Annotated in this window: 11 protein-coding genes and 1 pseudogene; 5 read left to right on the forward strand and 7 right to left on the reverse strand. The window is 50.9% G+C overall.

Annotated elements, in window-relative coordinates; translation table 11 throughout:
* Window positions 1-123 precede the first annotated feature (123 nt).
* Window positions 124-828 (forward strand): tRNA (N6-threonylcarbamoyladenosine(37)-N6)-methyltransferase TrmO, encoded by a 705-nt coding sequence (gene tsaA, locus Q9O24_09560; GenBank protein MDQ7075376.1) that lies wholly within the window; start codon window positions 124-126, stop codon window positions 826-828.
* Here the strand turns inward: tsaA and greA are convergent.
* The 7 genes from greA to Q9O24_09595 form a co-directional block, all read right to left on the reverse strand.
* Window positions 806-1,282: a transcription elongation factor GreA gene (greA, locus tag Q9O24_09565; GenBank protein MDQ7075377.1), complete on the reverse strand. Its 477-nt coding sequence runs from the start codon at window positions 1,280-1,282 to the stop codon at window positions 806-808. The genes tsaA and greA overlap by 23 nt on opposite strands.
* Window positions 1,279-4,503: a carbamoyl-phosphate synthase large subunit gene (gene carB, locus Q9O24_09570; GenBank protein ID MDQ7075378.1), complete on the reverse strand. Its 3,225-nt coding sequence runs from the start codon at window positions 4,501-4,503 to the stop codon at window positions 1,279-1,281. The genes greA and carB overlap by 4 nt, the downstream gene beginning before the upstream one ends.
* A 29-nt stretch (window positions 4,504-4,532) precedes the next feature.
* Window positions 4,533-5,669 (reverse strand): glutamine-hydrolyzing carbamoyl-phosphate synthase small subunit, encoded by a 1,137-nt coding sequence (carA, locus tag Q9O24_09575; GenBank protein MDQ7075379.1) that lies wholly within the window; start codon window positions 5,667-5,669, stop codon window positions 4,533-4,535.
* 161 nt (window positions 5,670-5,830) lie between these two features.
* Window positions 5,831-6,238: an NUDIX domain-containing protein gene (locus tag Q9O24_09580; GenBank protein ID MDQ7075380.1), complete on the reverse strand. Its 408-nt coding sequence runs from the start codon at window positions 6,236-6,238 to the stop codon at window positions 5,831-5,833.
* Window positions 6,239-6,240: 2 nt separating this feature from the next.
* On the reverse strand, window positions 6,241-7,110 hold the full coding sequence (locus tag Q9O24_09585; GenBank protein ID MDQ7075381.1) for a GGDEF domain-containing phosphodiesterase: 870 nt from the start codon (window positions 7,108-7,110) through the stop codon (window positions 6,241-6,243).
* Window positions 7,058-8,755, reverse strand: coding sequence for a diguanylate cyclase (locus Q9O24_09590; GenBank protein ID MDQ7075382.1), 1,698 nt, complete (start codon window positions 8,753-8,755; stop codon window positions 7,058-7,060). The genes Q9O24_09585 and Q9O24_09590 overlap by 53 nt, the downstream gene beginning before the upstream one ends.
* A 15-nt stretch (window positions 8,756-8,770) precedes the next feature.
* Window positions 8,771-9,766, reverse strand: a complete 996-nt coding sequence (locus Q9O24_09595; protein ID MDQ7075383.1) for a cytochrome c peroxidase — start codon at window positions 9,764-9,766, stop codon at window positions 8,771-8,773.
* A 394-nt stretch (window positions 9,767-10,160) separates the two neighbouring features.
* Here Q9O24_09595 and Q9O24_09600 point away from each other — a divergent pair, with 394 nt between their 5' ends.
* The 4 genes and pseudogenes from Q9O24_09600 (at window position 10,161) to Q9O24_09615 (ending at window position 13,606) form a co-directional block, all read left to right on the forward strand.
* Window positions 10,161-11,204 (forward strand): rod shape-determining protein, encoded by a 1,044-nt coding sequence (locus Q9O24_09600; GenBank protein MDQ7075384.1) that lies wholly within the window; start codon window positions 10,161-10,163, stop codon window positions 11,202-11,204.
* 77 nt (window positions 11,205-11,281) lie between these two features.
* Window positions 11,282-12,151 carry a rod shape-determining protein MreC gene (mreC, locus tag Q9O24_09605; protein ID MDQ7075385.1) on the forward strand — a complete coding sequence of 290 codons (870 nt, stop codon included), beginning with the start codon at window positions 11,282-11,284 and terminating at the stop codon, window positions 12,149-12,151.
* Window positions 12,148-12,636: a rod shape-determining protein MreD gene (mreD, locus tag Q9O24_09610; GenBank protein ID MDQ7075386.1), complete on the forward strand. Its 489-nt coding sequence runs from the start codon at window positions 12,148-12,150 to the stop codon at window positions 12,634-12,636. Before mreC ends, mreD begins: the two co-directional genes overlap by 4 nt.
* Window positions 12,637-12,640: 4 nt before the next feature.
* Window positions 12,641-13,606 (forward strand): annotated as a pseudogene (locus Q9O24_09615) (2-hydroxyacid dehydrogenase).
* Window positions 13,607-13,613: the final 7 nt, after the last annotated feature.

Genomic DNA, 13,613 nt, shown 5'->3' on the forward strand with positions numbered 1-13,613 from the left:
TTTTTTTAGTCAGGCCATAATAACAGCCCTGAAGAGAGGAAGCCCACCCAAAGCCCACAGTTGTTTTTGGTCTTCGACTCCTGCCCCCCTAATAATTTATGATTCTGTTCACAAGAGAGAACAATGAACCTCAAGCACCACTCTATCGGCCTACTTCACTCCTGCTTCAAAGAGAAATTTGGCATTCCTCGCCAGTCAGGTCTGGCCAGCCACGCCACCGCACAACTCGAATTCCATCCAGAATACGGCTCAGCCGAAGCCCTACGTGGCCTTGAGCAATTTTCCCACCTGTGGGTTATCTTTGAATTTCACGCTTGCCCAGAACAGCAATGGCGACCAACGGTACGGCCACCGCGTCTGGGCGGCAACCAAAAGATCGGTGTGTTTGCCAGTCGCTCCAACTTTCGTCCCAATCGCATCGGTCTATCGGCGGTTAGGCTGATTAAAATAGAACAACGAGCCAATACGCATTGGCTGCACCTCAGCGGCGGCGACTTTCTTGACGGCACACCCGTACTGGACATCAAACCTTATCTGCCGTACAGCGACAACATCGAAGAGGCTCATGGTGGTTTTGCCAACAACGCACCAGAAAACAGCTATAAAATTGACTTTAGTTCACAAGCAAAAGCCAATATTGAAAGCAGAAAAACCAGCCACCCGAAACTGAAGCAGTTGATTGAAGAGGTGCTGCAACAAGATCCGCGCCCCGCCTACCGACAAACAAAACCGGATCAACATGAATACGTTTGTCACCTGTACGACTTTGATCTGCACTGGCAAGTCAAAGGCAAACTCATCTACGTTACCGGTATTTCACCTCGATAATCTCATACTCGATGTTGCCACCTGGTGCGCGCACATCGGCCACATCGCCCTCTTCTTTACTGATCAGGGCGCGGGCGATGGGTGAGTTTACCGAAATCATGCCCTGTTTAATGTCCGCCTCATCTTCACCAACGATTTGATAGGTCACCTCCTCATCGGTCTCCACATTAAGCAGATCCACGGTAGCACCAAAGATAACCCGGCCATGGGCGTCGATGTTGGTGATATCAATCACCTGAGCGTTAGAGAGTTTGCCATCAATCTCTTTAATGCGCCCCTCAATAAAACTCTGCTGCTCACGCGCAGCATGGTATTCAGCATTCTCTTTCAGATCACCGTGCGCCCGCGCTTCAGCAATCGCTTCAATCACCTTGGGTCGTTCAACGGTTTTTAAAATACGCAACTCTTCGCGCAGCTTTTCCGCACCGCGCAGCGTTAATGGAATTAAGTTCACAGCATCTCCTCATGCAATTCTTGTAAACGACTCACATTGGTGTTATCCGCACTGGCAATGGCCAAGCAGATCGCTTTGCCACCAGCCAAAGTGGTGGTGTAGGCCACCTTGGAGCTGAGCGCCGCGCGGCGGATGGTAAAGGAATCTGAAATGGCCGACTTGCCTTCAGTGGTGTTGATGATCAAGCTCACACCGCCGTTTTTGATCAAATCCACAATGTGCGGCCGCCCCTCTTTGACTTTTTTCACCTCAGAACAACTGATGCCTGCGGCTTCAATCTGACGCGCTGTGCCACGGGTGGCCACCAGCTCAAAACCTAACTTGTTCAGATCACGGGCAATTTCAACCGCGATACTTTTGTCTTTATCGCGCACACTGATCAACGCTTGACCCGAACTGGGCAACTGCGTCCCCGCCCCAAGCTGACTTTTGTAGAACGCCTCACCAAAACTGCGCCCCACCCCCATTACTTCACCCGTAGACTTCATCTCAGGCCCCAGCAGTGGATCAACACCTGGGAATTTCACAAAGGGGAAAACCGCTTCTTTAACACAGAAATAACTGGGAATTTTTTCCTCGGTATGACCCTGCTCAGCCAAGCTAACCCCCATCATGCAACGTGCCGCCACTTTGGCCAGCGCCACCCCCGTTGCTTTGGAGACAAACGGCACCGTGCGCGAGGCACGCGGATTGACCTCCAAGATAAAGATCTTCTCGCCTTGAATGGCAAATTGAGCGTTCATCAAGCCCTTCACCCCCAGCGCCAAGCCCATCTGTTTCATCTGTGCGCGCATCCGATCTTGCACCGCCGCACTCAAGGTGTAGGGTGGTAAAGAACAAGCCGAATCACCGGAATGAACTCCCGCCTGTTCAATGTGCTCCATCACTCCACCGATCAGCACATCGGTGCCATCACAGATGGCATCAATGTCCACCTCCACCGCATCGTCCAAAAAACGATCCAGCAAAACGGGCGAATCATTGGAAACAGAAACCGCCTCGCGCATGTAACGGCGCAGGTCTTCTTCGTTGTGCACAATCTCCATTGCCCGACCACCCAAAACATAAGAGGGGCGCACCACCAAGGGGTAGCCGATCTCTTCTGCTTGGGTGACCGCTGTTTCGGGGTCACGCGCAGTACGATTGGGCGGCTGGCGCAAACCGAGTTTTTCGATCAGCTGCTGAAAACGCTCACGATCTTCAGCCAAATCAATGGAGTCAGGGCTGGTACCGATGATCGGCGCACCCGCTGCTTCCAGCGCTTCAGCCAGCTTCAACGGCGTTTGACCGCCGTACTGCACAATCAAGCCTTTAGGGTTCTCTTTGTGCAAAATTTCCAACACGTCTTCCAGCGTCAACGGCTCAAAATAGAGTCGATCCGAGGTGTCGTAATCAGTGGAGACGGTTTCAGGGTTGCAGTTGACCATGATGGTCTCGTAACCGTCTTCGCGCATCGCCAACGCTGCATGTACACAGCAGTAATCAAACTCGATGCCCTGACCGATGCGGTTTGGCCCGCCTCCCAACACCACCACCTTGTCGTTGTCTGTGGGGTCAGATTCACACTCTTCTTCATATGTGGAGTACATGTAGGCGGTGTTGGACGCAAACTCCGCTGCACAGGTATCGACCCGCTTGTAAACGGGGCGAATGCCCAGTTCATGACGATGCGCGCGCAGCTCACCTTCAGAGCAGGCCAGCAGCTGCGCCAAACGACGGTCAGAAAAGCCTTTGCGTTTCAAACCGTACAACTCCGCATGTGCCAGATCGATGAAAGAACGGCCACGCAAGGTCTCTTCGTGCTGAACCAGATCTTCGATCTGCACCAAAAACCACGGATCAATGGCGGTCAGTTCAAACAGCTCTTCACGGCTGTAACCTTGACGAAACGCATCGGCCACATACCAAAGACGACGATCACTGGGTTCACTCAGTTCTTGGCGCAGTCGGGCTTTAATCTCATCCGCCGACAAATTGCTCGGCAAAATTTCATTCAAACCGTCGGTGCCAATTTCCAAGCTACGCAAAGCCTTTTGCAAGGATTCTTGGAAAGTACGCCCAATGGCCATTACCTCACCCACGGATTTCATCTGCGTGGTCAACAACGCATTGGCTTGCGGGAATTTTTCAAAGGTGAAACGCGGAATTTTTGTTACCACATAATCAATGCTTGGCTCAAAAGAGGCCGGAGTCGCACCACCGGTGATCTCATTGGAGAGCTCATCCAAGGTGTAACCGATGGCCAATTTAGCCGCCACCTTGGCAATCGGGAAGCCCGTCGCCTTAGAAGCCAACGCCGAGGAGCGCGACACCCGTGGGTTCATCTCAATGATGATCATGCGACCGTCTGCGGGATTGATGGCAAACTGCACATTGGAGCCGCCGGTTTCAACGCCGATTTTACGCAACACCTGCAAAGAGGCGTTGCGCATGATCTGATACTCTTTATCGGTCAAGGTCTGCGCAGGGGCGACGGTAATAGAGTCACCGGTATGCACCCCCATTGGATCGAGGTTTTCAATCGAGCAGATGATAATGCAGTTGTCGTTGCGATCTCGCACCACCTCCATCTCATATTCTTTCCAACCGAGCGCCGACTCTTCCATCAGCACTTCGGTGGTGGGTGACAGATCCAAACCACGGATAATAATTTCTTCAAACTCGTCACGGTTATAAGCGATGCCACCCCCGCTGCCGCCCATGGTAAAGGAGGGCCGAATGATGCAGGGGAAACCAATCTGCGCCTGCCCTTGCCACGCCTCTTCCATGCTGTGAGCGATAAACGCACGCGGCGTTACTAGACCGATTTCCGCCATCGCTTTGCGGAATTTATCTCGATCTTCCGCCATGTCGATGGCTTCACGAGAAGCCCCGATCATCTCGACGCTGTATTTTTCCAGCACCCCTTCTCGATCCAGATCCAGCGCACAGTTGAGCGCCGTCTGGCCGCCCATGGTGGGCAGCAGCACATCGGGGCGCTCTTTTTCGATGATGCGTTCCACCACCTGCCAATCAATGGGCTCGATGTAGATCGAATCAGCCATATCGGGATCGGTCATGATGGTGGCGGGGTTGGAGTTAACCAAGATAACTCGACACCCCTCTTCACGCAGCGCTTTACACGCTTGCGCACCGGAGTAATCAAACTCACACGCTTGGCCGATGACAATCGGGCCAGCGCCGATAATTAAGACGCTCTTTATATCTGTACGTTTTGGCATAAGTCTCTAAACAGTCCGTATCGGCAATATCAGGCGCGCGCCGCATGCATTAATTCGATGAAGTGGTCAAACAGAGGAGCCACATCGTGAGGTCCTGGGCTCGCTTCAGGGTGTCCCTGAAAACCGAACGCCGGTTTGTCGGTGCGATGCACCCCTTGCAAAGAGTCATCAAACAGAGACCGGTGTGTGGCGCTCAGATTGTCTGGCAAGGAGCTTTCGTCTACCGCAAAACCGTGGTTCTGACTGCTGATCATCACCACACGGCTGGCCAGATCCTGCACCGGATGGTTGGCACCGTGATGACCAAACTTCATTTTCATGGTTTTTGCACCGCAGGCCAGCGCCAACAGTTGATGCCCCAGACAGATGCCAAACACCGGCACCTCGGTCTCCAGAACCGCACGAATCGCCTCAATGGCGTAATCGCACGGCTCGGGATCACCCGGTCCATTGGAGAGAAACACCCCATCGGGCTGCATCGCCAATACGTCTGCTGCCGGAGTCTGCGCCGGCACCACGGTCAGACGACAACCGCGATCCACCAACAGGCGTAAAATATTGCGTTTCACGCCGTAATCGTAAGCCACCACATGAAACTGAGCTTTTTCGTCACTCAGCTCGCGTTGCGGTTGCCCCAACGCCCAGCTTGCTTCACGCCACGCATAAGAGGCATCGGTTGTGACCTCTTTGGCCAAATCCATCCCCTTCAAACCAGGGAAGGCTTTGGCCGCGTGCAGTGCAGCCTCTTCGTCAATGGCATCAGCCGCAATAATGCAGCCACTGAGCGCGCCTTTTTGACGCAAAATGCGCGTTAAACGACGGGTATCAATATCAGCAATGGCGACAATCTTGTGACGTTGCAGATAATCGTCCAAGGATTCGCTGCTGCGCCAGTTGCTCGCCAGCAGCGGCAGATCACGAATCACCAGACCGGCAGCGTAAACACCCTCGGCCTCTTCGTCATCGGCATTGGTACCGACGTTGCCAATGTGGGGGTACGTTAACGTAACAATCTGACGACGGTAGGAAGGATCGGTCAGAATTTCCTGATAACCGGTCATGGCGGTATTGAATACCACCTCACCGACGGTCTCTCCCAAAGCACCAATGGAGGTGCCTCGAAACAAAGAGCCATCTTCAAGCACCAATAAAGCGGGTTTACTCAACGGATTGTCCCTCTCACGCGCAAACAAAACGGGAAAGCCCGATGGACGCTCCCGTTTTTAGGATTAATTAGATACATCGCAGCACCCAGCTATTTTGGGCGCAATTCTACTGCATTACCCCCAAAGATGTCCATGCAGAGAACGCCCTTTTATACGCGCCATTAAGCAAAATCATCCAAATTGAAACCCTGCTGCAATAAAGTCAGAGTGGGTTGAAACAGCGGCTGGGGCAGATTCGACCACATAAACCAATCCCAGCGACGACATTTGTCCCGTTCCAGAGCCTCTGGCTGACCCGATCTCCAATCGGCGATCACAAATAGGGTGATGTACTGCGTGTTCGCAGGCAGAAAAACATCGTTGCAATACGGGCCGATACGCAAATTGTCAATCTGCAAACCGTTCTCCTCCAACACCTCGCGGCGCGCACACGCCTCAACGCTCTCGCCGAACTCCAGATGACCACCCGGAAACTGCCAGCAATCTTGGCCTGTTGGGTTAATCCGCTCACCTAACAACACTCGACCGGCTTTTTTGATGATCACCGCTACGGCTACGGCGGGTCTCATATTCACAACAAACGCTCAAACTGATCCGCAGGCAGGGGTTTTGAAAACAAGTAACCCTGCACATACTCACACTGCAACTGTTGTAACATCTGCTGCTGGCCTGGGGTTTCCACTCCTTCAGCAACCACCTTCAAGCCCAAACTTTTTGCCATTGCTAAAATGGCTCTAACCAAGGTTTCATCTTCACCGTCATCGGGCAAATTTTTAATAAACGCACGATCCACTTTCAAAATATCCAGAGGAAATCGCTTTAAATAACTCAAAGAAGAGTAACCGGTACCAAAGTCATCAATGGAGAGTGTGACCCCTAACGCTTTGATCTCCGTCAACCATTGAATAACCTCATCACTGTCGCTCAAAAACAGGCTTTCGGTAATTTCCAACACCAAATTTTCCGCTGCTATTCCATTTTTCAGAAGCAACGCCTGAATAACTTTATAGTTGATCGTCTCAGGACTTTGGCGACTGGAAACATTCACCGACAAGGTGACCACCTTACCCTCACGCTTCCAAACCCCCAATTGTTGACAAGCCTGCTGCAAAACCCACACACCCAGGGTTGTAATCAGACCACTTTCTTCCGCTAAAGGGATAAATTCATTGGGCAACATCAAGCCGTACTTTGGGTGTAACCAGCGCACCAAAGCCTCGGCGCTCTTCATTTCATCACCCGCAACAGTCATAATCGGCTGGTAATACAACTGCAACTGCCCCCCCACTTCTAAAGCCACGCGAAGATCCTGTTCCAGCTCCATATTGCGACTGACTTTTTCTTGCATACTGACGGTGAAGAATTGAAAATTATTACGCCCCGCGTCCTTAGCACGATACATGGCCATATCGGCGTATTGCAGCAACTGATCCGCTCCCAAACTGTCCTCGGGAAACAGAGCTAATACCGATACTGCAACCAATATAAATGTTTCGGTTTTCAATCTGAAAGGGTTTGGCCAGAGAATGAATGATTTTTTCCGAAATCAGCGCCGCATTTTCTGCATCATGAATGTCTTGCAATAACAGCACAAACTCATCGCCACCAAAACGCGCCACCATATCCATCGCCCGCACGCACTCTTGCAACCGTTGTGAGACCGCTTGCAATAAGGTATCTCCCGCTTTATGCCCCAAGGTATCATTAACAGATTTAAAGTTATCCAGATCCAAAAACAACAGCGCCATCAACCAGTGCTCTCGTTTCGCCGTCACAATCGACTGCTGCAAACGATCCAACATCAAACTGCGGTTGGGCAGACCGGTCAAAGCATCGTATTGAGCTTGATACAGCACTTGCTCTTCAGCCTGTTTGCGCAGACTGATGTCCTCTTTCAAAGCAATATAGTGACTGACCTTGCCTTTATCATCTTTCAAAGAGGAAACCATCACACTTTCCCAATAGAGCGAACCGTCTTTACGAATGCTATTAACCTCGCCGCGCCAGGTTTTACCCGCACTGACCATTTTCCACAGGCGGACACACTCCGTTTTGGATTTATCTTCAATTTGCATCAAGCTGAAATTTTGCCCAACAACGTCAGCAAAGGCATAACCGGAAGCCTGTTCAAAATGGGGGTTAACGTACTCAACAAAGCCGTGTGTATCGGTAATGATAATCGAGATGGGACTCTGCTCGGTGGCCAAACTCAATTTTTTCAGATCAACCAGCGCTCTTTGCAAATTCATCTCAGAGTATCCCAACTGTGCTACCAGTCGCGTCAAACCCCATAATAAAATTAAAATACAAAACCAGAGCAAATAACTGAACTGCTCCGAACGTTGACGGCTGGAATTGTAAAAATTACGGTAAGCAAGGCGTAAGCTCTCAAAACTATCAACACTTTGTACCGCAGAGTAACGATTTTGCAGAGTTGCCAACATTTTCAAACTGGTTAAATTAGACGACATATGAAACAACACGTTATCAACCAATTTTTGCTGTTTATTCGAACTCATCTGCACTTTTTTCAGCGCGGTCAACTTCCGCTGTAAAAAATTAAAATGCACTTCATCCGGAAAAATAGTGTACCGATACAACTCATCTAAAAAGGCGATAACCTGATCTTTTTTAGGCTCGTTTACTTGCCGCAACTCAGTCGCAACAAGGGTCAAGTAGTGCAACCCATTGCGCACCAGTGCCGCCCGTGATTTAATCCGTTCCAGCAACCATATTTTTGCATTCAAATCGCTGCTGTAACGATCCAAATAATGGGCAATAACACGATTGGTGCGATGACGAAAACCATTATCAAGCGTGGAAAATTGGCCAATGATGTCATACAGACCATGAGTCACATCCAACAGCGGATCGTATTGCACCAAACTCAATGAAGCAACTTGCAACACCCCTTGATCCAAGCGTGCCTCTAAACCTCTGGCCTCAGACAGCAATTCCAAGCGTTCATTATGCAGGCTGACATCAACGTCACGACTCCAGAGTAACAAGCCCAAAATAAACACCACAAAGACCAATAACCAAAGAAGCTTCAAACGCCACTGCTTAGCAAAAAAATCAAATATCATCGTGTTAGCAATTCATCACTGAGAAACAACCGTTGGTTTTGAAAAAGCTGGAGGCAAATCACCCAGTAGTGATTTCAAAAATGCTTCGATTAAAACAATGTCTTTATCTGGCAGTTTTCTGCCCAACTGATATTTGCCCATTATTTGAATCGCCTCTTGTAAAGAATCAACACTGGCATCATGGAAAAAGTAACGATTCACTGCCGCAAAGCGCAAACTCGGTACTTTAAACACATGTTTATCGTCTTCATGGTCGGTGAGGGTAAATAGCCCTAAATCCGACTGTTTCATATCGTCGTTGCGGTCGATAAAATAATTGCCCATCGCCCCCATGCGGGCAAACATATTACCACCCACATTTTGCCCCTGATGGCAACTGATGCAGCCATACGATTTAAACAGAGCGTAACCCTGCAAGGCCTTTTTGGAAAGCGCAGACTCTTCACCTCGAAGCCAACGGTCAAAGGCTGAATTGCTGCTGATCAAGGTGCGTTCAAAGGTGACAATCGCATCCACCACCGAGTTTTTATCCAGACCCTGTTCATAAATTTGCCCAAACTGCTGGCGCAATGCCTCATCCTTACGCAATCGAAAGAGTAACTGCTGCCAATTGTTATTCAATTCTAATTGATTCTCAATCGTAGCCTCAACCTGCTCCGCTAAGGTCACCACCCGTCCATCCCAAAACTGACGAAAGTTAAACTGACTGTTGATCACCGTCGGGGTCTTTACCTCTTCAAGCTGCTCATTCGCACCTATCGAGAAAGCCTCTCTTTCCATACCGTAATAATCCAAACGGTGGCAACTGGAGCAGCTGATCTGACCGCTGGCAGAAAGACGTTTGTCTTGAAACAGCTGCCAACCCAGAGCCACCTTAGCCGGATCCTCCGCACTGCTTAGGGGCAGCGGTCGAATCGGTTCATCCCGCATTTCCAGCTCTGCTCCAGACAGCGACGGTAAAAGCAGCAGCGTTGCCAAGCAAAAAACAACAATCAAAGCGTCTCGACACATGGTGAACACTCGTACCCTTGTATATGTGTAAATCACACTTTGCAGCATAAGCAGCAAATCACCGCGTAGCAATATGTGCGAGCTAAAAAAACAACCACCCACAAAAAGAGAATTTAATTAACATAAAAACCAAAACTATCGTTACCTTTCGTACTAACCGATCCTAAAAAAGACTGCGGCACGGTAGCATAAAAGGCAGCAATACGGTTCTGGCTTAAAAAATACCGCTCTATCCAGCCAAAACTGACTTAAGATTACATTTTGCAAGGTACAGGGCAGCAAGATTCGGCTATACTTGTCCCATTCGCAACCTGCGCACAAAACTTGCTCATTCGTTACTTGGATCAAGCACACATCTTTATCAACTGCATCATCAAGTGGAACACCATCAATCATGTTTAACCGTCTTCGAGGTCTTTTTTCCACCGATCTCTCTATCGATTTAGGCACCGCCAACACCCTCATCTACGTACGCGGCAAAGGCATCGTACTCAACGAACCCTCTGTGGTCTCCATTCGCCAGAGTGGGCCGGGCGGCACCAAATCGATCCAAGCCTACGGCGAAGAGGCCAAAAAGATGATTGGCCGCACCCCGCAAAACATCACCGCCATTCGCCCCATGCGCGACGGCGTAATCGCGGACTTTCACATCACCGAAAAAATGTTGCAGCACTTTATTCGTAAAGTACACGACACCCGCATTTTGCGTCCCAGCCCACGGGTCTTGGTCTGTGTTCCCTGCGGTGCCACCCAAGTGGAGCGCCGCGCCATTCGTGAATCGGCCATCGGCGCGGGCGCACGCAGCGTCTACCTGATTGAAGAGCCGATGGCCGCTGCCATCGGCGCAGGAATGCCCGTCGATGAAGCCTGTGGTTCCATGGTACTCGACATCGGCGGCGGCACCTCCGAGGTGGCCGTGATGTCCCTCAATGGCATCGTCTATTCCGCCTCGGTTCGCATCGGCGGTGATCGTTTTAATGACTCCATTCTCAATTACGTGCGCCGCAACTACGGCGTCTTGATCGGTGAAGCCACCGCCGAAAGAATCAAACATGAAATCGGCTCAGCCTACCCAGGCAAAGAGCTGCTGGAAATGGACGTTAAGGGTCGCAATCTCTCAGAAGGGGTTCCACGCAGCATCACCCTCAACAGCAACGAAATACTTGAAGCCTTGCAAGAGCCGCTCTACGGCATTGTCAGCGCGGTAAAAACCGCCCTAGAACAGACCCCGCCCGAGTTGGGCTCTGATGTTGCAGAACGCGGCATTGTCCTCACCGGTGGCGGCGCTCTGCTGCGCGACTTGGATCGACTCTTAATGGAAGAGACCGGCCTGCCCATCGTCATTGCCGAAGACCCGCTGACCTGTGTCACTCGTGGCGGTGGTCGAGTTTTAGAGTTAATCGACGAACACGGTGATGAGTTTTTATCTGTAGAGTAACCTCGACAGCACCCGTTCCTAAAGCTGCTCAGCGCAGCTTCGCAGGCACCCCCCTTTTTTCAATATCCGACTGACACATGCGGCCACTTTTTCAGAAAAACACAGCTCTCAATTTACGCCTGTTTTTTTTTATGGCTCTCTCTGCTGCTGCCATGTTAACCGACCATCGTCACCAGCATTTGCAAGAGGTGCGCAGCAGCCTCAGCCAAGCCCTCTATCCACTGCAATACTTAGTGAACCTGCCCTCACGGTTGGCCAACTGGAGTTCGGAGATTTTTAGCAGTCACGGTCAACTGCTGCAAGAAAACCAGCGACTCAAACAACAACAGCTGCTGCTGCAAGCCCGTCTGCAAAAACTGGAGATCATCGACAGCGAAAATGCTCGTCTGCGCGAACTGCTGCACGCCTCTTTCAAAGTCGGAGAAAATGTCTTGGTGGCAGAGATGTTAGCCGTCGATATGGATCCTTATCGTCAACAGGTCGTGATCAACAAGGGCAGCAACGACAACGCTTATGAAGGCCAACCCCTCATCGACGCCCACGGCATTATTGGTCAAATCATCCATGCTTATCCTTATTCATCAGAAGCACTGTTACTGACCGACCTGAGCCACTCTATACCGGCACAACTGAATCGCAACGGTCTGCGCACCATCGTCTCTGGTACCGGCAAAACCAATCAGTTAAAGTTACTCTATATCTCTAACAGCGCCGATATTCGTATTGGTGATCGCATTATCAGTTCCGGTTTAGGCGGCATCTTTCCCGCCAACTACCCTATTGGTGTAGTCCGCACGGTGAAACATTATCCAGGGCGTGATTTTGTCGAGGCCTACGCAACCCCCAGTGCCCACGTTGGCCGCAGTCGTGAAGTGTTGTTGGTCTGGGATAAAGCCAAACTCGCAGCTGATACTCAGGCTGCTGAAGCGGCTAAGGCGCGGCCATGATGACCCATTGCAAACATTACTGGGTGGTACCTGTCAGTCTCAGCATCGCCTTAATTCTAATGATCATGCCACTGCCGCCTCATTTACAACCCTTCCGCCCCGACTGGTTAAGTTTGGTGGTGCTCTACTGGGGGATGGCCATTCCAAGCCGCTTCGGTCTCGGCTTAGCGTGGTTGTTTGCGCTGTTACTGGATGTCTCTCAAGGTACTCTTCTAGGACAACACGCCTTTGGTCTCTGCCTGATCCTCTACGTTGTTTTGCGTATGCACCGTCAAGTCCGCGTCTCCAGTTTTATCCAGCAAGCCATCTTTATTGCCGTGCTGCTGCTGCTCAAACAACTGCTGGTACTGTGGGTCGATGGCATCGTTGGCCGCTCTGTGGAAAGTCTCTGGCTCTATTTCACCCCCTCGCTGATCGGCATGCTGCTCTGGCCATTTGTGTTTATTATTCTGCGTGACATTCGCCGCAGCTTACACATTCGCTAAGCCATTGAAAAACGTCACCACCGTGCTGTTAGACCAAAATTCCCTCGGCCCACAACTCGATTTCAGCCCCTTTGCAACTCTGCCACTGGATTGGCAAAGCTTCAAGCAGAGCACAACAAAAGAGACCCTACAACGCATTCAAAACGCTGAAATCATCATCAGCAATAAAGTGATCTTGAGCCGTAAAACATTACAACAGGCCAAACAACTTAAACTGATCTGCATCGCCGCCACCGGCTGCAATAACGTCGATCTACAGGCCGCCACCGATCTGGGCATCACGGTCTGCAATGTCAAAAATTACAGCACCGCTTCTGTGGTACAACACGTTTTTGCCGCTCTGCTCGCCCTCACCACTCAGCAAGCGGCTCACCAAAAAGCCGTACAAATGGGCAAATGGCAACACAGCCCCTTTTTTTGCCTGTTTGAACAGCCCATTTATGAATTGAATGGCAAAACGTTGGGCATCGTCGGTTACGGCACGTTGGGCAAAGCCGTAGCTCACGTGGCCAGCGCCTTTGGCATGAAGGTATTATTGGCACAACGCCCTGACAGCTCATCAGCACAGCCCAACCGACTGCCACTGCATCAACTGCTGCCTCAAGTGGACGTGCTCAGTTTGCACTGCCCCCTGACCCCAGCAACCCAAAACCTGATCGGAGCTGATGAACTGGCACTGATGAAACCCAGCGCCCTACTGATCAACACCGCTCGTGGTGGCATCGTTGATGAACAGGCTCTGGCGACGGCACTGCAAAACGGCACGCTGGCGGGAGCCGCCATTGATGTTTTGAGCCAGGAACCCCCCAACAACAGCAATCCACTGCTGCAAAAAAACAGTCCCAATCTGATTTTAACTCCGCACGTTGCGTGAGCCAGCGTCGAAGCTCGGCAACGGCTGCTACAGCAGTTAGTAAAAAACATAGCCGCCTTTTTAAACGGCACGCTACGCAACGTCATCACCCCTTGAGAACCCT

The sequence above is a fragment of the Gammaproteobacteria bacterium genome, assembly GCA_030949385.1.
In the GTDB taxonomy this organism is placed as follows: domain Bacteria; phylum Pseudomonadota; class Gammaproteobacteria; order JAUZRS01; family JAUZRS01; genus JAUZRS01.